A 22,125-nucleotide genomic window follows, 5' to 3' on the forward strand; every position below is an offset into this window, starting at 1 on the left:
TTAATGAGTCAGGATTGCCTGATTGGCCGGGGTCGTTGGCGCCGGCGCGGCAGTCGGAAGATAATGTTGTTCTGCGCTTAGCGCCCACTGCTGGTAGCGGCGGTAAAGCTGTTCGAAGCGTTGCGCCTGTTCAGGGTGGGGACGCAGAGTGCGTTCTACCGCGCTCGCCATGCTTTGCTGGGCGGCAGGAATATCGGCATGGACTTTCGCAGCGACGGCGGCAAAGATAGCGGCGCCTAATGCGCAACACTGGTCGGAAGCGACGATCTGCAACGGACGATTCAGTACGTCGCAGCAGACCTGCATAATGACCTGATTTTTACGGGCGATGCCGCCAAGCGCCATCACGTTATTGACCGCGATACCCTGATCGGTAAAACACTCCTGAATGGCGCGCGCGCCGAAGGCGGTCGAGGCGACCAGACCGCCAAACAGCGCTGGCGCGTCGGTGGCGAGATTGAGATCGGTAATGACGCCTTTCAGACGCTGATTAGCGTTTGGCGTGCGGCGACCGTTAAACCAGTCGAGCACCACCGGCAGGTGATCCAGGGACGGATTTTTCGCCCAGGCGTTGGTGAGCGCTGGCAGTAGCTGCTTCTGGCTGGCGTTAATCTGGGTTTTCAGTTCCGGGTGCTGCGCGGCAAGTTGTTCCAGCGGCCAGCTCAACACGCGGCTAAACCAGGCGTAGATGTCGCCGAAAGCAGATTGGCCCGCTTCCAGACCGATAAAGTTCGGCACCACGCTGCCATCAACCTGACCGCAAATGCCTTTCACGGCGCGATCCCCGACGCTCTGTTTATCCGCAATCAAAATGTCGCAGGTAGACGTGCCGATGACTTTTACCAGCGTATTGGGCTGCGCGCCCGCGCCGACCGCGCCCATATGACAGTCGAACGCGCCGCCGGAAATCACTACGCTTTCCGGCAAGCCGAGGCGCTGCGCCCATTCGGCGCACAGGGTGCCCACGGGCAGATCGGCGGTGAAGGTTTCGCTAAATAACGGGTAGCGCAGATGACGGTTAATGCACGGATCGAGTTCATCAAAGAAGCTCGCGGGCGGCAGACCGCCCCAGCTTTCATGCCACAGTGTTTTGTGCCCGGCGCTGCAGCGGCCACGGCGGATATCCTGCGGGCGAGTGGTGCCGGAAAGCAGCGCCGGCACCCAGTCACACAGTTCAATCCACGAGACGGCGGCCTGCGCGACGGCGCTATCCTGACGGGTGACGTGCAGAATCTTCGCCCAGAACCATTCGCTGGAGTAAATGCCGCCAATATAGCGGGAGTAGTCGACCTTGCCTGGCTTATGGCACAGACGAGTGATTTCGTCGGCCTCTTCCACGGCGGTGTGATCTTTCCACAGCACAAACATCGCATTCGGGTTCTCGGCGAACTCCGGACGCAGCGCCAGGACGTTACCGTCGGCGTCAATCGGCGCTGGCGTAGAGCCGGTGCTGTCAACGCCAATGCCAACGACATTTGCGCGTTGCGCGGCGCTTAATTGTGCCAGAACGGCTTTCAGCGCGGCCTCCATTGACTCCATGTAGTCGCGTGGATGATGACGGAACTGGTTGTTCGGGCCGTCGCAATAACGGCCTTCTTGCCAGCGCGGATACCACTCTACGCTGGTGGCGATCTCGTCGCCGGTGGCGCAGTCCACTGCCAGAGCGCGCACTGAATCACTGCCAAAATCGAGGCCAATTGCAATTGCCATCGTCTTACTCCATCCAGAAAAACAGGTATGGAGAAACAGTAGAGAGTCGCGGCAAAAACCGTCAGGCAGGATTCGCTAATCTTATGGACAAAAATGCTAATGCTTTGCAAAGTGTGACGCTGTGCAAATATTCAATGTGGACATTCCAGCCATAGTTATAGACACTTCTGTTACTTAATTTTATCGCCTGAACTGTACGCTTTTGTTACAAAGCGCTTTTCACAAGCGGGGTTGATACGTGCTTTCATCAAGCGCAAGGTCTTGCGGAGATGTAAGCACTGTCGTCCTGGTCAATATGGACAATTTGTTTCTTCTCTGAACATCGGGGGGTAGAGAAATCATGGCTGAAACGCAAAATGATCCGCTATTGCCGGGATATTCATTTAATGCCCATCTGGTCGCCGGACTGACGCCAATTGAAGCGAATGGATATCTGGATTTTTTTATCGATCGTCCGTTGGGCATGAAGGGATATATTCTTAACCTGACCATCCGCGGAGAGGGCGTCATTAATAATAATGGCGAGCAGTTTGTCTGTCGGCCTGGCGATATATTATTGTTTCCGCCGGGCGAGATTCATCACTATGGACGGCATCCGGACGCCAGCGAGTGGTATCACCAGTGGGTTTATTTCCGGCCTCGCGCCTACTGGCAGGAGTGGCTGACCTGGCCGACAATCTTTGCCCAGACAGGATTTTTCCGTCCGGACGAGGCGCGCCAGCCGCATTTCAGCGAACTGTTCGGACAGATCATCAGCGCCGGGCAAGGGGAAGGCCGCTATTCTGAGCTACTGGCGATCAATCTGCTGGAGCAGCTGTTGCTCAGGCGTATGGCGGTAATTAATGAGTCGTTGCATCCGCCGATGGATAGCCGTGTGCGCGATGCCTGCCAGTATATCAGCGACCATCTGGCGGACAGCCATTTTGATATCGCCAGCGTCGCCCAGCATGTCTGCCTGTCGCCCTCCCGGTTATCGCATCTGTTCCGCCAGCAGTTAGGCATTAGCGTATTGAGTTGGCGCGAAGATCAGCGTATCAGCCAGGCGAAACTTCTGCTTAGCACTACGCGAATGCCGATAGCGACCGTTGGGCGCAATGTTGGATTTGACGATCAGCTCTATTTTTCGCGGGTATTTAAAAAATGCACCGGGGCAAGTCCTAGCGAGTTCAGGGCCGGATGTGAATAAAAAGTGAATGATGTGTCCACAAAGATGTCATAAGCCGTAACTATTCGGATAATTGACGGCTTGACGAAGGGGGACGGGGTAAGCAGAATCCCTGCTTCATCACGCTGACGGACACACTATGCAAGCACTGCTGGAACACTTTATCACCCAATCCACTTTGTATTCGCTTATCGCCGTGTTGCTGGTCGCCTTCCTGGAATCGCTGGCGCTGGTGGGGTTGATTTTACCCGGCACGGTACTGATGGCGGGGCTGGGCGCGCTTATCGGCAGCGGCGAGCTCAATTTTTGGCATGCCTGGCTGGTGGGTATTATCGGCTGTCTGATGGGCGACTGGATTTCGTTCTGGCTGGGGTGGCGCTTTAAAAAGCCGCTACACCGCTGGTCTTTTATGAAAAAGAACAAGTCGCTGCTGGATAAAACCGAACACGCGCTGCATCAGCACAGTATGTTCACGATCCTGGTCGGACGTTTTGTCGGTCCGACGAGGCCTCTGGTGCCGATGGTGGCAGGGATGCTGGATCTTCCCGTAGCGAAATTTATTGGGCCGAACTTGATTGGCTGTTTGCTGTGGCCGCCGTTTTATTTCCTGCCGGGCATTCTGGCGGGAGCGGCAATCGATATTCCTTCCGATATGCAGAGCGGAGATTTCAAATGGCTGCTGCTGGCGACGGCGTTGCTGCTGTGGGTCGGAGGCTGGCTATGCTGGCGGTTGTGGCGCAGCGGCAAAGCGGCAGTCGATCGTTTAACCGCGTATTTCCCCCGCAGCCGTTTGCTGTATCTGGCGCCGTTGACGCTCGGGATCGGCGTAGTCGCGCTGGTGGTGCTGGTTCGCCACCCGCTGATGCCGGTATATATCGATATTCTGCGCAAAGTTGTGGGTTACTAACGATTCCTTTGCCGGATGGCGGCTTCGCCTTATCCGGCCTACAAAATATGGGATTTGATGCCCAATAGCGCTGAGGCGCTGGCTTGACCGCTTAGTAGCTCGTCTGTTTTGCCTTGCCACGCGATACGCCCGTCGGCCACGACGATTGACCGGGGCGCAATTCGCGCCGCATCTTCCACGCTGTGCGAGACCATCAACAGCGTGAGCTGTCGCTCGCGGCAGATATCGCTGACCAACGTCAGCATCTCCTGGCGCAGCGCGGGATCGAGCGCGGAGAACGGTTCATCCAGCAGCAGTACCGGCTGTTCACGTACCAGGCAGCGCGCCAGCGCTACCCGCTGACGCTGGCCGCCGGACAGTTCGCCCGGTAAACGCGTCATCAGACTCTCAATGCCCATCTGATGTGCGATAGCGTCCCGTTTTTCCCGCTGGCTGGCGTTGAGCGTTAACCCAGGGTTTAGCCCCAGACCGATATTTTGCTGCACATTCAGGTGGCTGAATAAATTATTCTCCTGAAACAGCATTGAGACCGGACGTCGTGAGGGCGGCGTAAGCGTATGATCGTCGCCGGCAATCAGTAGCGTACCGCTGGCAGGCGCAAGAAAACCGGCAATTAAATTCAACAACGTGCTTTTCCCCGCGCCGCTGGGGCCAAGAATCGCCACCTGCTCGCCGCGTTCTACCGCCAGCGTAAAACGCATCGGCAAATGATGGTAAAGCCAGGTGATATCAATCAGTTTTAGCATGTCGGCCCGGTAGTTTCTCTATGAGGGTAAATAACGTAAAGCAGAGCAGCAGCAGTATCAGCGCGGTCACCGCGCCGTCCTGGCTGCGGTAGGAGCCGATCTGCTGATACAGATAAAACGGCAGCGTGCGGAAATTGTCATTGCCGAAAAGCGCGACGACGCCAAAATCACCGATAGAAAGTACGCAGGCAAACGCCAGCGCCTGCGCCAGCGGACGTTTCAGCGCCCGCAGTTCCACGACCTTTAACCGCGACCAGCCTTCAATTCCTAATGACTGGCACAGCATTCCATAACGGGCGGTAATATCGCGCATTGGGTTTTCCAGGACTTTTAGCGCGTAGGGGATTGCCATCAGCGCATTGGTGAAAATCACGATGCCGTCGGCGGATTCCGGTAAGCCAACGCTGTTATTGAGCAGTAAAAAGAAGCCTGTCGCCAGCACGATCCCCGGCATCGCGAGGATCAACATTCCGCTGAGTTCCAGCGTTTGTCCGGCGAATAGTTGCTGGCGTTGGCGTAGCTCGCGGCTACTCCACAGCAGCATCATGGTCAGCACCACACACAGAACGCCCGCCGCCAGCGCAATGCGTAGCGATGTCCAGACAGCCTGCCACAGAATGGGTTGCGCCAGCACCTCCGGCAGGCTGCGGTTGACGCCATCGACCACCACGGCGACCAGCGGCGGAAGCAGCAGCAGCAGCGCCAGCACGATTAATAAGGCGTCCGTCAGACGGCTGTGGAGACGATCGTCAGGATCGCGCCAACCCTGCGTCAGCGTCATCCCCGGCGCAATCGCTTTGCTCAGCCGTTGGCTTAGCAGTACCAGCGCCAGGCAGCAGACCATCTGGATTAATGCCAGCATCGCCGCGCGGGCGGGATCGTAGTCATAACTAAGCGCCTGAAAGATAGCCAGCTCGATAGTGGTGGCCTGCGGGCCGCCGCCGAGCGACAGGACCGTTGCGAAACTGGCGAAGCAGAGCATAAAAATCAGCGCCGCGACGGGCGGAATTTGGCGGCGCAGCCACGGCCATTCGACAAAGCGGAAAAAATGCCAGCCGCGCATACCGAGCTGGGCGGCGAGTTGGCGCTGCTCGCCGGGAATGCTTTCCAAAGATTGCAGCAACAAACGGCTCGCCATTGGCAGGTTAAAAAAGACGTGCGCCAGTAAAATGCCCTGCAAGCCGTAGGGGGAGAATGTCCACTGAAGCCCCAGCATCTGCCACAGTGAGGCCAGCCAGCCCTGACGGCCATACACGCTAAGAATGCCGAACACGGCAACCAGTACCGGCAGAATCAGCGTCATGGCGCACAGACGCAGCAGCGCCAGACGTCCAGGAAAACGGCGTCGATAAAGCGCGCGGGCGAGAAAAACCGCCGGGACCACAGACAGCACTGCGGACAGAAACGCCTGCCAGAATGAGAAGCGCACCACATGCCACAGGTAGCTATCCCGCCAGATTGTCGACCACGCGCCCGACGGCGCGTTCAGCCAAAGCGCCAGAAAGGCCGCCAGCGAGACGGTTATCATCAGCGCGGCGGCGCACAGCCCCGGAATCAGCCAGCCGGGAATTAACGGCTGACGGCGCGTTGCCATTCGCTAATCCATGCCTGGCGTTGTGCTGCCACTTGTTGCGGCGTGAATTCCAGCGTTGTGGCGGGTTTGGCCAATGATTCAAACCCTGCGGGTAAGGCGACGTCCGCTACCGGGTACATCCAGTTGCCGGTGGGTATGGCGTTCTGAAACGCCGGAGAAACCATAAATTTGAGGAATTTCTCCGCCAGTTCCGGCTGCTTACTGGCGACGGTACGCGCCGCGACTTCTACCTGTAAGTAATGGCCTTCGCTGAAGTTCGCGGCGGCGTAATTGTCCTTCTTCTCTTCAATAATGTGATACGCCGGAGAGGTGGTGTAACTGAGCACCAAATCGCTTTCACCTTTCAGAAATAAACCGTAGGCCTCGCTCCAGCCTTTCGTCACCGTCACCGTTTTGGCCGCCAGTTTTTGCCAGGCCTGCGGCGCGTTATCGCCATAGACTTTGCGCATCCACAGTAACAGCCCCAGCCCTGGCGTACTGGTACGCGGGTCCTGATAAATCACCCGCCATTTTTGATCGCTCTCGACCAGTTCTTTCAGGCTTTTCGGCGGATTTTTCAGCTTGCTTTTATCGTAGACAAAGGCGAAATAGCCGTAATCGAACGGCACAAATGTGTCGTTTTTCCAGCCGCCGGGCACCTTGACCGCCTCATTCGCCACGCCGCTTTTGGCAAAGAGTTTAGTTTGCGTGGCCGCTTCCAGCAGATTGTTGTCCAGCCCCAACACCACATCGGCTTTGCTGTTCTTCCCCTCCATCCGCAGGCGGTTGAGCAGCGAAACGCCATCCTCCAGCGCCACCAGTTTCAGCTCGCAGTTGCAATCGGCTTCAAACGCTTTTTTCACCGCCGGGCCTGGCCCCCAGTCGGCGGCGAACGAGTCGTAGGTATAGACGGTGAGAACGGGTTTGGCGAAAGCAGGCGCCGCGCACAGGAGTAAAAGCGGAAGATATTTTTTTAACACTTTGCACCTCAGTGAAAGAGTGGCAAAGGACTTGAGAGGTAACCTCAAATCCCTTCGCCGGCATTATCCGGATCAGGTTCGACGGGTATTTTCTCAGCGCGCGCATGAGCGCGGCACCCCGTTGAGTTCGGCGTTAGTGTAGTGATTTTGTTGCCGGGCAGCAATCAAGAGCTGGCGTTAAGGATCCGGCGGCGCAAACCACGCCGATTTAAAATCAAACCAGCCGAGGGTATTCATGCGCAGCCCGCGCATACTGCGCTGTCCCTGGATAATCAGCCAGTGGTGGATCAGCGGCACAATCGCTTTGTTGGCCAGCAGTTGCTGGCACCAGTTCGCCAGGTTCATCTCGCCAGCGCGCCACTGCGCGGCGTCGTCCTGCCAGTCGCGCGGAATGCAGTTCTGCAAGAGCGGTACTTCGCACAGGTGCGCGAACAGCGAGAAATCCAGCGGCAGCGTAAAGTTAGCGCTATTGAGCCAGATATCGCTTTCGATCTCGCCGGCGTGCCATTGATCGTAGTCGATCTCCTGAATATGCAAATGCACCTGATGTTCAGCCAGAAGCGCGCTCATGATACGGGCGATAACCCGGTGCTCAATGTGTTCGCGATAGAAGGTCAGCGTGAGGGTTTCCAGACCGGCGGGTTTTTCGCCCGGGCCTGGACGGGCGTGATGCCAGCGCGGTAAAAGCCCATAGGCCGGGAACCAGAGCTGCTGTAGCGGTTCATCGGCATGATAGAGTAAATTGGTGGGGGAGAGGACGTGGCTTACCCATTCTCTGACCTGCGGATGCGCGCCGCGCGGCGTTCTGGCGTCGAATAGCAGGTAATAGCACCCCTCTTCCAGTCGGCTTTCTATCGCTTTTTCACCGCCTTGTATCGGCCCTTCCAGCATCAAGCCGCAGGCCGGTTCTTCACTGATATCCGGCAGTACCCAGACGTTCACTTCGTCTATCAACGCCCGATAGCCGAAGTAATCATCAAAGGCGAGTATCTTGAGCTGGTTTGGCGTATTACGCCGCACGGCATAAGGCCCGGTGCCGATAGGGTGGCTGGCGAAATTAGCCAGCGTTTCCCACTCCCGCGGCAAAATCATCGCCGGGACCTGGCCCAGCAGCCACGGCAACCAGCGATCCGGCTGGGAAAGATGAATATCCAGCGTCCACGCGGTAGGGGAGTCTATCTTTGTGATGTGCGAGTAAAGCGGAAGCGTATTGATACGCGTCAGCGAGGAGATGACATCTTCCATCTCCAGCTCGCGGCCATGATGAAAATGAATGCCGGGGCGCAGGTAGAAGCGCCACAGTAAAGGGGAAATTTGCTGCCAGTGGTGCGCAATGTCCGCTTCCAGTTCCCCGTTTTCCTCATTTACCCGCGTGAGCGAACTGAAAATTTGCCGGGCAATATGAGTTTCCGAGCGGCGTAATGCGGTTCCCGGCAGGAGATTGTGCATCGGACGATAGTAAAGAACCCGCAGAATATGCCGCCCCTGGCGGAAGCTGCGTCCCAGATGGGAAATCAGCATTTGCCTGACAGCGCTTTTATCGCCGACCAGTTGTACCAGTTGATCGATTCGATCTTGTTCCAGCAGGTCTTCCGCCCGCTGCTGTTGCAGCGCCAGTCCGGTATACAGGAACGTCAGACGCGAACGCTTTCCGCGTCCAACCTCGGCTTCCCATGTTAGCCAACCGCGCGCCTGCATCGTATTTAGCAGCGTACGCATATGGCGACGCGAGCAGTTCAGCAGATCCGCCAGCTCATTAAGCGTGGTGTCTTGCGTTTTACCGTCACAACATTGCCAGAGACGGATAAATTGTTGTTGCAGGCGACCTGAGGGCATAAAAGGGGAACTCCGATGAAAAACTCAGCAATTTTATTATCCCTATATTAGGCCAATAATATCTTTCGATGAAGCAAGAGGAAGAGGTCACTATGCGCCAGTTCTGGTTGAGATATTTTGCCGCGACGGAAAAAACGTCCTGGCTGGCTTGCCTGAGCGCGCCGCAGCGCTTAAAAATGCTCGCGGAACTGATGCAGTGGGAGGCGACCGATTGAAGCCAATTGCAGACATCATGTGTGACTGAGTATTGGTGTAGGCGATAGCCTAAAATCACCCGCCAGCAGATAATATCTGCTGGCTTTTTTTATTTCGGCTGTTTCTGGATGACGACGATGGGACGGCGTCTCAACGGGATTTATGCGGCGGTTTCTGTGGTCACGCGGGGGTGAGCGGGCGAGTAAAAGACGTATAAAAAATGCCGGAGTATCCCCGGCATGAGCGACTGATGAGTAACCCGGCGCTTGATGGCGCTACGCTTATCAGGCCTACAGGATATAGTGGCAACCTGGTGATATTGCATAACCTGTAGGCCCGGTAAGGCGTCAAGGGTTACCGCATAAATGCCGGTTGTTTATTTTCGTAGGCGGCAATCGCGTCTTCGTGCTGCAGCGTCAGCCCGATGCTGTCCAGACCGTTCAACATGCAGTGGCGGCGGAAGTCGTCGATTTTAAAGCTGTAGGTCTTATCGCCTGCTTTCACCACCTGTGCTTCCAGATCCACTTCAAAATGAATCCCCGGATTGGCTTTCACCAGAGCAAACAGCTCATCGACCTGTGCGTCGCTCAGGGTTACCGGCAGCAGTTGGTTATTGAAACTGTTGCCGTAGAAAATGTCGGCGAAGCTTGGCGCGATCACCACTTTAAAGCCGTAATCGGTCAACGCCCACGGCGCGTGTTCGCGTGAAGAGCCGCAGCCAAAGTTTTCCCGCGCCAACAGAATCGACGCGCCTTGATATTCCGGAAAGTTCAACACGAATTCCGGATTTGGCTGTTGGCCCTTTTCGTCCAGGAAGCGCCAGTCGTTAAACAGATGGGCGCCAAAACCGGTGCGCGTAACCTTCTGCAAAAACTGTTTAGGGATAATTGCATCGGTATCGACGTTGGCGGCATCCAGTGGGACAACCAGGCCGGTATGCTGGGTAAATTTCTCTGCCATGGTAGTTTCCTTATTTGATGCTGCGAATGTCGGCGAAGTGGCCGGTAACGGCGGCAGCGGCGGCCATCGCCGGGCTGACTAAATGCGTGCGACCCCCGCGGCCCTGACGGCCTTCAAAGTTACGGTTGCTGGTGGATGCGCAGCGCTCGCCCGGGTTCAGGCGGTCATTATTCATGGCCAGGCACATGGAACAGCCCGGTAAGCGCCATTCAAATCCTGCTTCGATAAAGATCTTGTCCAGACCCTCCGCTTCCGCCTGCGCTTTCACCGGACCTGAACCCGGCACCACCAGCGCCTGTACGCCAGGCGCGACTTTGCGCCCTTTGGCGACTTCCGCTGCCGCGCGCAAATCTTCAATGCGCGAATTGGTACAAGAGCCGATAAAGACTTTATCGATAGCAACGTCCGTTAACGGTACGCCCGGCTGTAAGCCCATATAAGCCAGCGCTTTTTCGGCGCTGGCGCGCTCAACCGGATCGCTAAAGGAGGCGGGATCGGGGATGATGTCGGTGACGGAAATCACCTGGCCCGGATTAGTGCCCCAGGTCACCTGCGGCGCGATTTCTTCTGCCCGCAGGGTGACGACAGTATCAAAGGTCGCGCCGTCATCGGTTTTCAGCGTTTTCCAGTACTCGACGGCTTCGTCAAAATCGCGGCCCTTCGGCGCGTGCAAACGCCCTTTTACGTAGTTAAAAGTGGTTTCATCCGGGGCGACCAGACCGGCTTTGGCGCCCATCTCAATCGCCATATTGCACAGCGTCATGCGGCCTTCCATACTCAGCGCGCGGATCGCGTCGCCGCAAAATTCAACCACGTGCCCGGTGCCGCCGGCGCTGCCGGTTTTACCGATGATCGCCAGCACGATGTCTTTGGCGGTAATGCCCGGCGCGGCGTAGCCCGTGACTTCAATCTTCATGGTTTTAGCGCGCCCCTGTTTCAGGGTTTGCGTCGCCAGTACATGTTCTACCTCAGAAGTGCCGATGCCGAAGGCCAGCGCGCCAAACGCGCCGTGGGTGGCGGTGTGGGAGTCGCCGCAGACGATGGTCATGCCCGGCAGGGTGACGCCCTGTTCCGGCCCCATCACATGGACGATGCCCTGATACGGGTGATTCAGGTCATACAGCTCGACGCCGAACTCGTTACAGTTCTTAATCAGCTCCTGCATCTGGATACGCGCCATTTCACCAGAAGCATTAATGTCTTTAGTCTGCGTCGAGACGTTGTGATCCATCGTGGCGAAGGTTTTCCCTGGCTGACGTACCGGACGATGGTGCGCGCGCAGACCGTCAAACGCCTGCGGAGAGGTGACTTCATGCACCAGGTGGCGGTCGATGTACAGCAGCGGCGTTTCGTTTGGCGCCTCAAAGACCACGTGGGCATCAAATAATTTTTCGTATAACGTTTTGGCCATGATTACACCCCTTCTGCGACATAGCGGGCGATAATATCGCCCATCTCATCGGTACTGACTGCGGCAGCACCCCTGGCTAAATCGCCGGTGCGAACGCCCTCTTCTAATGCGCGATTGATCGCCTGTTCAATGGCTGTTGCCGCATCGTTGGCATCCAGGCTGTAGCGCAGCAGCAGCGCCAGCGACAGGATCTGCGCAATTGGGTTGGCGATATTTTTCCCGGCGATATCCGGCGCGGAGCCGCCAGCCGGTTCATACAGGCCAAACCCTTGCTCGTTCAGGCTGGCGGAGGGCAACATCCCCATTGAGCCGGTGATCATCGCGCATTCGTCGGACAGAATGTCGCCGAACAGGTTAGAGCACAGCAGTACGTCAAACTGTGACGGGTCTTTAATCAACTGCATGGTGGCGTTATCGATATACATGTGCGCGAGTTCCACATCGGGATACGTTTTCGCGACATCATTGACGATCTCACGCCACAGGATAGAGCTTTGCAGTACGTTGGCTTTATCAATAGAGGTGACTTTACGGCGGCGTTTACGCGCCGATTCAAAGGCGATACGGGCAATGCGCTCGATCTCAAAGCGGTGATAAACTTCGGTATCAAAGGCTTTTTCGTACTGACCGCTGCCTTCGCGGCCTTTTGGCTGTCCGAAATAGATCCCGCCGGTCAGCTCGCGCACGCACAGGATATCGAAACCGTTAGCGGCGATATCGGCGCGCAACGGGCAAAATGCTTCCAGTCCCTGATACAGTTTCGCCGGACGCAGGTTACTGAATAACTTGAAATGTTTGCGCAGCGGCAGCAGGGCGCCGCGCTCCGGCTGGCTTTCCGGGGGCAAATTTTCCCATTTCGGGCCGCCGACGGAGCCAAACAGAATGGCATCCGCCTGCTCACACCCTTCAACGGTGGCTTTCGGCAGTGGATGACCATGATTGTCGATAGCAATACCGCCGACGTCATAGCGGCTGGTGGTGATACGCATATCAAAACGGCTGCGTACCGCATCCATAACTTTCAGGGCTTGCGCCATGACTTCCGGGCCGATACCGTCGCCCGGCAGTACGGCAATATGATAGTTCTTCGACATTACACGGTTTCCTTGTTGTTCTCTTTATTTTGAGCTTTGCGTTGCAATTCTTTTTCAACTTCGGCGGCGCGCCAGATATTGTTCAGTACGTGTACCATCGCTTTGGCGGAGGATTCGACGATATCCGTCGCCAGCCCGACGCCGTGGAAGCGGCGACCATGATGGTTCACGACGATATCGACCTGACCCAGCGCGTCTTTGCCCTGGCCTTTGGCGTTCAGGTCGTATTTAACCAACTCAACGTCGTAGCCAGTGATGCGGTTAATCGCCTGATAGATGGCGTCGACCGGGCCGTTGCCGTTCGCCGCCTCGGCCTTGATCTCTTCACCACAGGCCAGCTTCACGGAAGCAGTGGCGATATCGCTGGAGCCGGACTGCACGCTGAAGTAATCCAGACGGAAATGCTCTGGTTCTTCTTGCTGTTTATTAATAAACGCCAGCGCTTCCAGGTCATAGTCGAACACCTGGCCTTTTTTGTCCGCCAGCTTCAGGAACGCGTCGTACAGGTGGTCCATGTTGTAGTCTGTGTCCTTGTAACCCATCTCTTCCATGCGATGTTTCACGGCGGCACGGCCAGAGCGGGAGGTCAGGTTCAGCTGTATCTGGTTCAGACCGATGGACTCTGGCGTCATGATTTCATAGTTTTCGCGGTTCTTGAGGACGCCATCCTGGTGGATGCCGGAAGAGTGGGCAAAAGCGCCGCTGCCGACAATCGCTTTGTTGGCCGGGATCGGCATGTTACAGATCTGGCTGACGGTCTGGCTGGTGCGCCAGATTTCGTGGTGATTGATGTTGGTGTGTACGTTCATGATGTCTTTGCGCACTTTAATCGCCATGATCACTTCTTCCAGTGCGCAGTTACCGGCACGTTCTCCGATACCGTTCATCGCGCCTTCAACCTGACGCGCGCCCGCATGTACTGCCGCCAGCGAGTTGCCTACTGCTATCCCTAAATCGTCGTGGGTATGAACGGAGATGATGGCTTTGTCGATATTGGGGACACGTTCATACAGGCCGGAAATGATTCCCGCGAACTCAAACGGCATGGTATAGCCCACGGTATCGGGAATATTAATGGTTCTCGCGCCGGCGTTTATAGCGGCTTCCACCACGCGCGCCAGATCGTCAACAGGCGTCCGGCCAGCATCTTCGCAGGAGAACTCTACGTCATCAGTGTAATTACGCGCCCGCTTAACCATGTATACCGCGCGTTCGATGACCTCATCCAGCGTGCTGCGCAGCTTGGTGGCAATGTGCATTGGCGAGGTGGCGATAAAAGTATGGATGCGAAACGCGTCGGCGACCTTCAGCGCCTGTGCCGCGACGTCGATGTCTTTTTCTACACAACGCGCCAGGGCGCAAACGCGGCTGTTTTTGATGGTGCGGGCGATGGTTTGGACAGATTCAAAATCACCCGGAGAAGAGACCGGGAAGCCCACTTCCATGACATCAACACCCATGCGCTCAAGGGCCAGGGCAATCTGCAGCTTCTCTTTCGCGCTCAGGCTGGCCTGTAACGCTTGTTCGCCGTCGCGTAAGGTCGTATCAAAAATAATGACTTGCTGGCTCATGATGTGGTCCTTGTCTCCAGGGGTGCCTTGCGTCAGGCATAAAAAAACCCGCGCAACGGCGCGGGTTTTGTTTGACTTCGAGCTGACTTAATGTTGAATGCCGCCCACCGGTCTACCGCGCACAATAAATGCGTTGAGTAGTAGTAGCCCAGTGAAACGAACGATATGTGACATTAATTCAGCTCCAGCGAATGCGTTATGCTTTTAGTGGTACTGGATATGCCGTTTAATGTCAACTCTATTTTCTGTCGCCATTGCATTTTGTTGACGATATCCGGATACGTACTTTAGCTAATTGTGCTGGGCTGCGCGTCCAATAAAGGATAAAAGAACGAGTGGACATTCATACTTTTCATTGTTTGAAATATTTAGGCATTTTTGTTTGCAAATTGGTTAGGGGAATGGACTGTTAAAGGTATGCTAAAGGTTTGGTTTATCTTTTTGATTTGTTTTATATTTTAACAAATAACCTTGTTTACTTAATGGATAAGGATAAAGTTATTGATAAATTAATGTTAACTTTTTAGCTATTAATAATATAAACATTTAATTGAAACTTAAATGATCATTCACTTGGTGTATGATTGTGTATTCGCCATAGTTATGGTTATATTGCTTGCGTAATTTAAACATTATGAATCGCAATGGTGTGACTCAGGACACATTACGCTTGCGCTGGCATTCTATTTGTCTCTGTCAGCGTCTTTATGTTTTCCGAATTTTAACGCTTTCCCTTTTTCTTATTTTATATGCATGGTAAATCATATTTTCAGGAATTATTTCTGCCTTCAGCCAGAAAAAGGGAGTTAAGCGTGACAGTGGAGTTAAATATGCCAGAGGTCAAAACCGAAAAGCCGCATCTTTTAGATATGGGCAAACCACAGCTTCGCATGGTTGATTTGAACCTATTGACCGTGTTCGATGCGGTAATGCAAGAGCAGAATATTACGCGCGCCGCCCACACGCTGGGAATGTCGCAGCCTGCGGTCAGTAACGCCGTAGCGCGTCTGAAGGTTATGTTTAATGACGAACTTTTTGTTCGATATGGACGAGGAATTCAGCCGACTGCCCGTGCATTTCAGTTATTTGGTTCAGTCCGTCAGGCGTTACAATTGGTGCAAAATGAATTGCCGGGATCGGGGTTTGAGCCGACCAGCAGCGAACGTGTATTCAATCTTTGCGTGTGCAGTCCGCTGGATAATATCCTGACGTCACAGATTTATAATCGTGTAGAAAAAATTGCGCCAAATATTCATGTCGTTTTTAAAGCGTCGTTGAATCAGAATACTGAGCATCAGCTACGCTATCAGGAAACCGAGTTCGTTATTAGTTATGAAGAATTCCGTCGTCCTGAGTTTACCAGCGTACCGCTATTTAAAGATGAAATGGTTTTAGTCGCCAGCCGAAAACACCCGCGTATTAGCGGCCCGCTACTGGAAGGCGATGTTTATAATGAACAACATGCGGTTGTTTCTCTCGATCGTTATGCGTCATTTAGTCAACCGTGGTATGACACGCCGGATAAACAGTCGAGCGTGGCTTATCAGGGCATGGCGCTTATCAGCGTTCTGAACGTGGTTTCGCAGACGCATTTGGTCGCTATTGCCCCGCGCTGGCTGGCGGAAGAGTTTGCGGAGTCGCTGGATCTGCAAATATTGCCGTTGCCTTTAAAACTGAATAGCCGGACATGCTACCTTTCCTGGCATGAAGCGGCTGGGCGTGATAAAGGGCACCAATGGATGGAAGATTTATTAGTTTCTGTTTGTAAGCGATAAAACCGGGCAGAATAAATCAGAAACAAATTCTGGTTTATTCTGCTTTTTAGCGTATATAAAAAATTTTATGCTGAATTAACGGTGAGCGATTCTTTTCGTCGTTGTGAAAAATAGATGAATTGCTGTAAGTCTGCATTTATAAGCGATTATTTATTACCTGGTGTGATTCAGACGGAGTATTTCTCCATTTCTTCTCTTCTTGCCTCCTGATTATTCTAACCTTCCCCATCTTTACGTCATTCCACCCAATTGCCAGGCGTGATAGCGAGCGGTTAAGGTGTCCGTCAAACCGTGATGACAGGTATAAAGTGGAGGCAAGCCGTGGAGATGTTGTCTGGAGCCGAGATGGTCGTCCGATCGCTTATCGATCAAGGCGTAAAGCAGGTGTTCGGCTATCCTGGAGGCGCAGTGCTTGATATTTATGATGCGCTACATACCGTTGGAGGGATCGATCATGTGCTGGTGCGTCATGAGCAGGCCGCGGTGCATATGGCGGATGGCCTGGCGCGAGCCACTGGCGACGTTGGCGTGGTGCTGGTGACTTCCGGACCGGGAGCGACCAATGCGATTACCGGGATTGCTACGGCCTATATGGATTCCATTCCGCTGGTGATTCTTTCCGGCCAGGTCGCCACCTCATTGATTGGCTATGATGCCTTTCAGGAGTGCGACATGGTGGGGATTTCCCGACCAGTGGTCAAACATAGCTTCCTGGTCAAACAGACGGAAGATATTCCCCAGGTGCTTAAAAAGGCCTTCTGGCTGGCGGCAAGCGGACGTCCTGGGCCGGTGGTCGTGGATTTGCCGAAAGATATTTTGAATCCGGCGAAAAAAATGCCGTATGTCTGGCCGGAAACGGTCAGTATGCGCTCTTACAATCCCACAACATCAGGACATAAAGGACAAATTAAGCGAGCCTTGCAAACGCTGGCGTCGGCAAAAAAACCGGTGGTCTATGTTGGGGGAGGGGCGATAAGCGCGGCCTGCTATGCGCCGCTGCGCCACATCATTGAAACCTTTAACCTGCCGGTGGTCTCTTCATTAATGGGACTGGGCGCGTTTCCTGCTACTCATCGCCAGTCGTTAGGAATGCTGGGAATGCATGGCACTTATGAAGCCAATATGACCATGCATAACGCCGACGTGATTTTCGCTGTTGGCGTACGATTTGACGACCGCACGACGAATAATCTCGCTAAATATTGTCCGAACGCGACGGTATTACACATCGACATTGACCCGACGTCCATATCCAAAACGGTTAACGCTGATATCCCGGTGGTGGGCGATGCCCGCCTGGTACTGGAACAAATGCTGGAGCTACTGGCGCAGGATGCGCCGTCTCAGCCGCAGGATGATATTCGCGACTGGTGGCAGCAGATAGAGATCTGGCGCGCCCGTCAGTGCCTGAAATATGACGCGGAAAGCGAAAGCATTAAACCCCAGGCGGTGATTGAAACCCTCTGGCGTCTGACGAAGGGCGACGCGTACGTGACGTCCGATGTAGGACAACACCAGATGTTTACCGCTCTCTATTACCCGTTCGATAAACCACGTCGCTGGATTAATTCCGGCGGGCTCGGCACGATGGGTTTTGGCCTACCGGCTGCGCTGGGCGTTAAAATGGCCCTGCCGAAAGAAATGGTGGTCTGCGTGACCGGCGATGGCAGTATACAGATGAACATTCAGGAGCTGTCGACAGCCTTACAGTATGAACTGCCGGTACTGGTTCTGAACCTGAACAACCGTTATCTGGGGATGGTGAAACAGTGGCAGGATATGATCTATTCCGGTCGCCATTCTCAGTCTTATATGCAGTCGTTACCGGATTTTGTGCGCCTGGCGGAAGCATATGGCCATGTCGGGCTGCAGATTAACCGTCCGGATGAGCTGGAAAGTAAACTCAGCGAAGCCCTTGAGCATGTGCGTAATAACCGACTGGTGTTCGTCGATGTCACCGTTGATGGCAGCGAGCATGTCTATCCAATGCAGATTCGCGGGGGCGGGATGGACGAAATGTGGTTAAGCAAAACGGAGAGGACCTGATGATGCGCCGGATTTTATCGGTATTACTGGAAAACGAATCTGGGGCGTTATCGCGGGTTATCGGCCTCTTTTCGCAACGCGGATATAATATTGAAAGCCTGACCGTTGCGCCGACAGACGATCCGACGTTGTCGCGCATGACTATCCAGACGGTAGGCGATGAAAAAGTGCTTGAGCAAATTGAAAAGCAACTGCACAAGCTGGTTGATGTGCTGCGCGTCAGCGAGCTGGGACAGGGAGCGCACGTTGAGCGGGAAATCATGCTGGTGAAAATCCAGGCTAGCGGCTACGGACGGGAAGAGGTGAAGCGTAATACGGAAATTTTCCGTGGTCAGATTATTGACGTTACGCCAACGTTGTATACCGTTCAACTGGCGGGCACCAGCGATAAACTGGATGCTTTTCTGGCCTCGCTGCGCGACGTGGCGAAAATTGTTGAAGTGGCGCGTTCAGGCGTCGTCGGGCTTTCGCGCGGCGATAAGGTTATGCGCTGAGCAGATTCGCCGGATGACGACGCGGTTGCGTTTTATCCGGCCTGCAGGCTGATATCTGGCCCGGGTCCGATAAGCGTAGCGCCATCAGGCAGGTTTGCCGGATATCAGCCAACAGGAATTATCGCCCAACCCAATATCACCGGTTGGGCTTTTTTTTGCGAAATCCGTGGTAACCCGGAATAAAAGCGGTTGCCGGAGTGATCAAACTGCGCTTAGATGTTAACGATTTTAACCCATGCCGACATAAAGGTTATGGTTTGTACAATTTACACAAGGGGCAATTGTGAAACTGGATGAAATCGCTCGGCTGGCCGGTGTCTCGCGCACAACTGCAAGCTACGTTATAAACGGTAAAGCAAAGCAATACCGCGTGAGCGACAAAACCGTAGAAAAAGTCATGGCGGTAGTGCGTGAGCACAATTACCATCCTAACGCTGTGGCTGCCGGGCTGCGTGCTGGACGCACACGTTCCATTGGTCTGGTGATCCCGGACCTTGAAAACACGAGCTACACCCGTATCGCAAACTATCTTGAGCGCCAGGCACGCCAGCGTGGCTATCAACTGCTGATCGCCTGTTCTGAAGATCAGCCCGATAACGAAATGCGCTGCATTGAGCACCTTTTGCAACGCCAGGTGGATGCAATCATTGTTTCAACTTCGTTACCACCGGAGCATCCCTTCTATCAGCGCTGGGCCAACGATCCGTTCCCCATCGTCGCGCTCGACCGCGCGCTGGATCGCGAACATTTCACCAGCGTGGTCGGCGCCGATCAGGATGATGCCGAGATGCTGGCGGAAGAGCTGCGTAAATTCCCGGCGGAAACGGTGCTTTATTTGGGCGCGCTGCCGGAGTTGTCCGTCAGTTTCCTGCGCGAGCAGGGGTTCCGCACCGCATGGAAAGACGATCCGCGGGAGGTGAATTTCTTATATGCCAACAGCTATGAGCGCGAAGCCGCCGCGCAGCTGTTTGAGAAATGGCTGGAAACGCATCCTATGCCGCAGGCGCTCTTTACGACATCGTTCGCGCTATTACAGGGCGTGATGGACGTTACGCTGCGGCGCGATGGAAAACTGCCTTCGGATTTGGCGATTGCGACCTTCGGCGATCATGAGCTGCTGGATTTTCTGCAATGCCCGGTACTGGCGGTGGCGCAGCGTCATCGTGATGTCGCGGAACGCGTGCTGGAGATTGTGCTGGCAAGTCTTGATGAACCGCGTAAACCGAAACCCGGCTTAACGCGTATTCGGCGAAACCTGTATCGTCGCGGCATTCTGAGCCGTAGCTAAAGGACCGGCGGTAAAAGACTCTCTCTTCTGCCGCCGTCAAACAAATGCGTATCAGTAAAAATATCCCTTAAATAATTAAGATTATTCCTTAAAATTATCCGAAAATTCTTTTTTATTACCTTTCTTTTGTCCGAAATCGTCCATATTCCACTAATTAAGACGTAACGAGTCTTTTCCTTTGTCTTGTTTTGTTACAAGCAGGCAAGAAATCGTCGAATTAACAGCCACTTTTTGTCTTTGGCGCGACAGTCGCTCGTAGGCGCTGGTATAGCAGGCGCTGCACACGTTAAACAGGCACTGTTAACACGGTGCAATATGTCCTAAAATGCCGCTCGCGTCGCAAACTGACACTTTATATTTTTCTCGGATTATATTGAGTCCGTTTTAAACGGCGGTGGGTCTTTGGTTTTTTTCTTACAAATATTCATAACGTTAATTTGGCTTGCGCGCTGGACGGAAATTAATCAACGCAGATATTCGCCGTAAACATTGGCTTTTTTACTTAGGTAAGCGTTGTGACTTGCTTGACAAGCTTTTCCTCCGCTCCGTAAACTCCTTCGAGTGGGAATTTGTGGGATAAAGTGGTAAGAAGGGGTGAGACTGGCATGTTCCGGGGGGCAACGTTAGTCAATCTCGACAGTAAAGGGCGCCTGACCGTGCCGACCCGTTATCGGGAGCAACTGATCGAGAGCGCTACCGGTCAAATGGTATGTACCATTGACATCCATCACCCATGCCTGCTGCTTTACCCCCTGCCTGAATGGGAAATTATTGAGCAAAAGTTATCTCGTCTGTCGAGCATGAACCCGGTAGAACGTCGCGTACAGCGTTTACTGTTGGGCCATGCCAGCGAATGTCAGATGGATGGTGCAGGTCGATTACTGATCGCGCCAGTTCTGCGGCAACATGCCGGACTGACGAAAGAAGTGATGCTGGTTGGACAGTTCAACAAATTTGAGCTGTGGGATGAAACGACCTGGTATCAACAGGTCAAGGAAGATATCGACGCTGAACAGTCAGCTACCGAAACGTTATCGGAGCGGCTGCAGGACTTGTCTCTATAAGATGATGGAAAATTTTAAACACACTACGGTACTGTTGGATGAAGCCGTTAATGGGCTGAATATTCGTCCGGATGGTATCTATATTGATGGCACATTTGGTCGCGGCGGCCACTCGCGCCTGATCCTCTCGCAACTGGGCGAAGAGGGGCGCTTGCTGGCGATCGATCGCGATCCGCAGGCGATCGCCGTTGCGCAGACCATTAATGATCCTCGCTTCTCCATCATTCATGGACCTTTTTCCGCGCTGGCTGATTATGTAGCCGAGCGCGAGCTTACCGGCAAGATTGACGGGATCCTTCTCGATCTTGGCGTCTCTTCTCCGCAGCTTGACGATGCGGAGCGCGGTTTTTCATTTATGCGCGACGGTCCGCTGGATATGCGAATGGACCCGACGCGCGGCCAGTCTGCCGCCGAGTGGTTACAAACGGCGGAGGAAGCGGATATCGCCTGGGTGCTGAAAACATTCGGCGAGGAGCGTTTTGCCAAACGTATTGCTCGCGCCATTGTTGAGCGCAATCGCGAACAGCCGATGACCCGCACCAAAGAGCTGGCTGAAGTGGTTGCGGCGGCGACCCCGGTAAAAGACAAATTCAAACATCCCGCGACCCGTACCTTCCAGGCGGTGCGCATCTGGGTAAACAGTGAACTGGAGGAGATAGAGCAGGCGCTAAAAAGCTCGCTCAGCGTACTGGCCCCAGGCGGGCGGCTTTCAATCATCAGTTTCCACTCGCTGGAAGACCGTATTGTGAAACGCTTTATGCGTGAGCAAAGCCGCGGTCCGCAGGTACCGGCTGGATTACCGATGACGGAAGCGCAGCTCAAAAAACTGGGCGGTCGTGAGTTACGAGCGTTAGGCAAGTTGATGCCGGGTGAAAAAGAGGTAGCTGAAAATCCTCGGGCCCGTAGTTCAGTTCTGCGTATCGCAGAGAGGACGAACGCATGATCAGCAGAGTGACAGAAGCCCTAAGCAAAGTGAAGGGATCGATAGGAAGCAACGAGCGCCATGCCTTGCCTGGCGTGATCGGTGACGATCTTTTGCGGTTCGGGAAGCTGCCACTCTGCTTGTTCATTTGCATCATTTTAACGGCGGTGACGGTGGTCACGACGGCGCACCATACTCGTTTACTCACCGCGCAGCGTGAACAACTGGTTCTGGAGCGCGATGCATTGGACATTGAATGGCGCAACCTGATCCTTGAAGAAAATGCGCTCGGCGATCACAGCCGGGTGGAGCGGATCGCAACGGAAAAGCTGCAAATGCAGCATGTTGATCCGTCCCAAGAAAATATCGTAGTGCAAAAATAAGGATA

The 22,125-nt window shown here is 54.3% G+C and carries 20 protein-coding genes and 1 riboswitch; of the genes, 10 read left to right on the plus strand and 10 right to left on the minus strand.

Annotated elements, in window-relative coordinates:
* Entirely contained in the window at positions 1-1,710 is a 1,710-nt protein-coding gene (gene araB, locus ACLJQD_RS14630) for a ribulokinase (protein ID WP_017441565.1), read from the minus strand.
* 340 nt (positions 1,711-2,050) lie between these two features.
* On the opposite strand from araB, the gene araC reads away from it, so the two are divergent.
* Positions 2,051-2,896 carry an arabinose operon transcriptional regulator AraC gene (gene araC, locus ACLJQD_RS14635; protein ID WP_000852387.1) on the plus strand — a complete coding sequence of 282 codons (846 nt, stop codon included), beginning with the start codon at positions 2,051-2,053 and terminating at the stop codon, positions 2,894-2,896.
* A 118-nt stretch (positions 2,897-3,014) separates the two neighbouring features.
* Positions 3,015-3,782, plus strand: a complete 768-nt coding sequence (locus tag ACLJQD_RS14640) for a DedA family protein (RefSeq protein WP_001148369.1) — start codon at positions 3,015-3,017, stop codon at positions 3,780-3,782.
* 38 nt (positions 3,783-3,820) lie between these two features.
* Here the strand turns inward: ACLJQD_RS14640 and thiQ are convergent, their stop codons facing one another.
* The 4 genes from thiQ to sgrR form a co-directional block, all read right to left on the minus strand.
* Positions 3,821-4,528 (minus strand): thiamine ABC transporter ATP-binding protein ThiQ, encoded by a 708-nt coding sequence (thiQ, locus tag ACLJQD_RS14645; protein WP_000915965.1) that lies wholly within the window; start codon positions 4,526-4,528, stop codon positions 3,821-3,823.
* A complete protein-coding gene (thiP, locus tag ACLJQD_RS14650; RefSeq protein ID WP_000235635.1) occupies positions 4,512-6,122 on the minus strand; it encodes a thiamine/thiamine pyrophosphate ABC transporter permease ThiP in 1,611 nt (536 codons plus the stop codon). The genes thiQ and thiP overlap by 17 nt, the downstream gene beginning before the upstream one ends.
* The gene (thiB, locus tag ACLJQD_RS14655; RefSeq protein WP_000915326.1) at positions 6,098-7,081 is read right to left on the minus strand and encodes a thiamine ABC transporter substrate binding subunit; all 984 of its coding nucleotides are present in this window, start codon (positions 7,079-7,081) and stop codon (positions 6,098-6,100) included. The genes thiP and thiB overlap by 25 nt, the downstream gene beginning before the upstream one ends.
* A 31-nt stretch (positions 7,082-7,112) precedes the next feature.
* A riboswitch (TPP riboswitch) is annotated at positions 7,113-7,212 on the minus strand.
* 46 nt (positions 7,213-7,258) lie between these two features.
* Positions 7,259-8,917, minus strand: coding sequence for an HTH-type transcriptional regulator SgrR (gene sgrR / locus ACLJQD_RS14660; RefSeq protein WP_017441564.1), 1,659 nt, complete (start codon positions 8,915-8,917; stop codon positions 7,259-7,261).
* 92 nt (positions 8,918-9,009) lie between these two features.
* Between sgrR and sgrT the strand changes: the two genes are divergently transcribed.
* Complete coding sequence (gene sgrT / locus ACLJQD_RS14665; protein WP_001248755.1) at positions 9,010-9,132, plus strand: glucose uptake inhibitor SgrT; 123 nt, start codon at positions 9,010-9,012, stop codon at positions 9,130-9,132.
* Positions 9,133-9,466: 334 nt separating this feature from the next.
* Here sgrT and leuD read toward each other — a convergent pair whose 3' ends face one another.
* The 5 genes from leuD to leuL all read right to left on the minus strand — a co-directional run bounded on the left by leuD (position 9,467) and on the right by leuL (position 14,322).
* On the minus strand, positions 9,467-10,072 hold the full coding sequence (leuD, locus tag ACLJQD_RS14670; RefSeq protein ID WP_000818264.1) for a 3-isopropylmalate dehydratase small subunit: 606 nt from the start codon (positions 10,070-10,072) through the stop codon (positions 9,467-9,469).
* Positions 10,073-10,082: 10 nt separating this feature from the next.
* Positions 10,083-11,483, minus strand: a complete 1,401-nt coding sequence (gene leuC, locus ACLJQD_RS14675) for a 3-isopropylmalate dehydratase large subunit (RefSeq protein ID WP_017441563.1) — start codon at positions 11,481-11,483, stop codon at positions 10,083-10,085.
* Between the two features lie 2 nt (positions 11,484-11,485).
* A complete protein-coding gene (gene leuB, locus ACLJQD_RS14680; protein ID WP_000042336.1) occupies positions 11,486-12,577 on the minus strand; it encodes a 3-isopropylmalate dehydrogenase in 1,092 nt (363 codons plus the stop codon).
* Positions 12,577-14,148 (minus strand): 2-isopropylmalate synthase, encoded by a 1,572-nt coding sequence (gene leuA / locus ACLJQD_RS14685; protein ID WP_000082819.1) that lies wholly within the window; start codon positions 14,146-14,148, stop codon positions 12,577-12,579. Before leuA ends, leuB begins: the two co-directional genes overlap by 1 nt.
* Positions 14,149-14,235: 87 nt before the next feature.
* Positions 14,236-14,322: a leu operon leader peptide gene (gene leuL / locus ACLJQD_RS14690; protein WP_001575587.1), complete on the minus strand. Its 87-nt coding sequence runs from the start codon at positions 14,320-14,322 to the stop codon at positions 14,236-14,238.
* 656 nt (positions 14,323-14,978) lie between these two features.
* On the opposite strand from leuL, the gene leuO reads away from it, so the two are divergent.
* The 7 genes from leuO (at position 14,979) to ftsL (ending at position 22,120) form a co-directional block, all read left to right on the plus strand.
* Entirely contained in the window at positions 14,979-15,923 is a 945-nt protein-coding gene (leuO, locus tag ACLJQD_RS14695) for a transcriptional regulator LeuO (protein ID WP_001115420.1), read from the plus strand.
* A 321-nt stretch (positions 15,924-16,244) separates the two neighbouring features.
* Entirely contained in the window at positions 16,245-17,969 is a 1,725-nt protein-coding gene (ilvI, locus tag ACLJQD_RS14700; protein ID WP_023242871.1) for an acetolactate synthase 3 large subunit, read from the plus strand.
* Between the two features lie 2 nt (positions 17,970-17,971).
* On the plus strand, positions 17,972-18,463 hold the full coding sequence (gene ilvN, locus ACLJQD_RS14705; protein WP_001750262.1) for an acetolactate synthase small subunit: 492 nt from the start codon (positions 17,972-17,974) through the stop codon (positions 18,461-18,463).
* Between the two features lie 283 nt (positions 18,464-18,746).
* Positions 18,747-19,751 (plus strand): catabolite repressor/activator, encoded by a 1,005-nt coding sequence (cra, locus tag ACLJQD_RS14710; RefSeq protein WP_000762406.1) that lies wholly within the window; start codon positions 18,747-18,749, stop codon positions 19,749-19,751.
* Positions 19,752-20,356: 605 nt separating this feature from the next.
* Entirely contained in the window at positions 20,357-20,815 is a 459-nt protein-coding gene (gene mraZ, locus ACLJQD_RS14715; RefSeq protein ID WP_000488294.1) for a division/cell wall cluster transcriptional repressor MraZ, read from the plus strand.
* A 1-nt stretch (position 20,816) separates the two neighbouring features.
* Positions 20,817-21,758: a 16S rRNA (cytosine(1402)-N(4))-methyltransferase RsmH gene (rsmH, locus tag ACLJQD_RS14720; RefSeq protein ID WP_000970444.1), complete on the plus strand. Its 942-nt coding sequence runs from the start codon at positions 20,817-20,819 to the stop codon at positions 21,756-21,758.
* Entirely contained in the window at positions 21,755-22,120 is a 366-nt protein-coding gene (ftsL, locus tag ACLJQD_RS14725) for a cell division protein FtsL (protein WP_000625651.1), read from the plus strand. Before rsmH ends, ftsL begins: the two co-directional genes overlap by 4 nt.
* Positions 22,121-22,125 lie beyond the last annotated feature (5 nt).

The organism is Salmonella sp. SAL04214, from assembly GCF_046550615.1.
Taxonomy (GTDB): domain Bacteria; phylum Pseudomonadota; class Gammaproteobacteria; order Enterobacterales; family Enterobacteriaceae; genus Salmonella; species Salmonella enterica.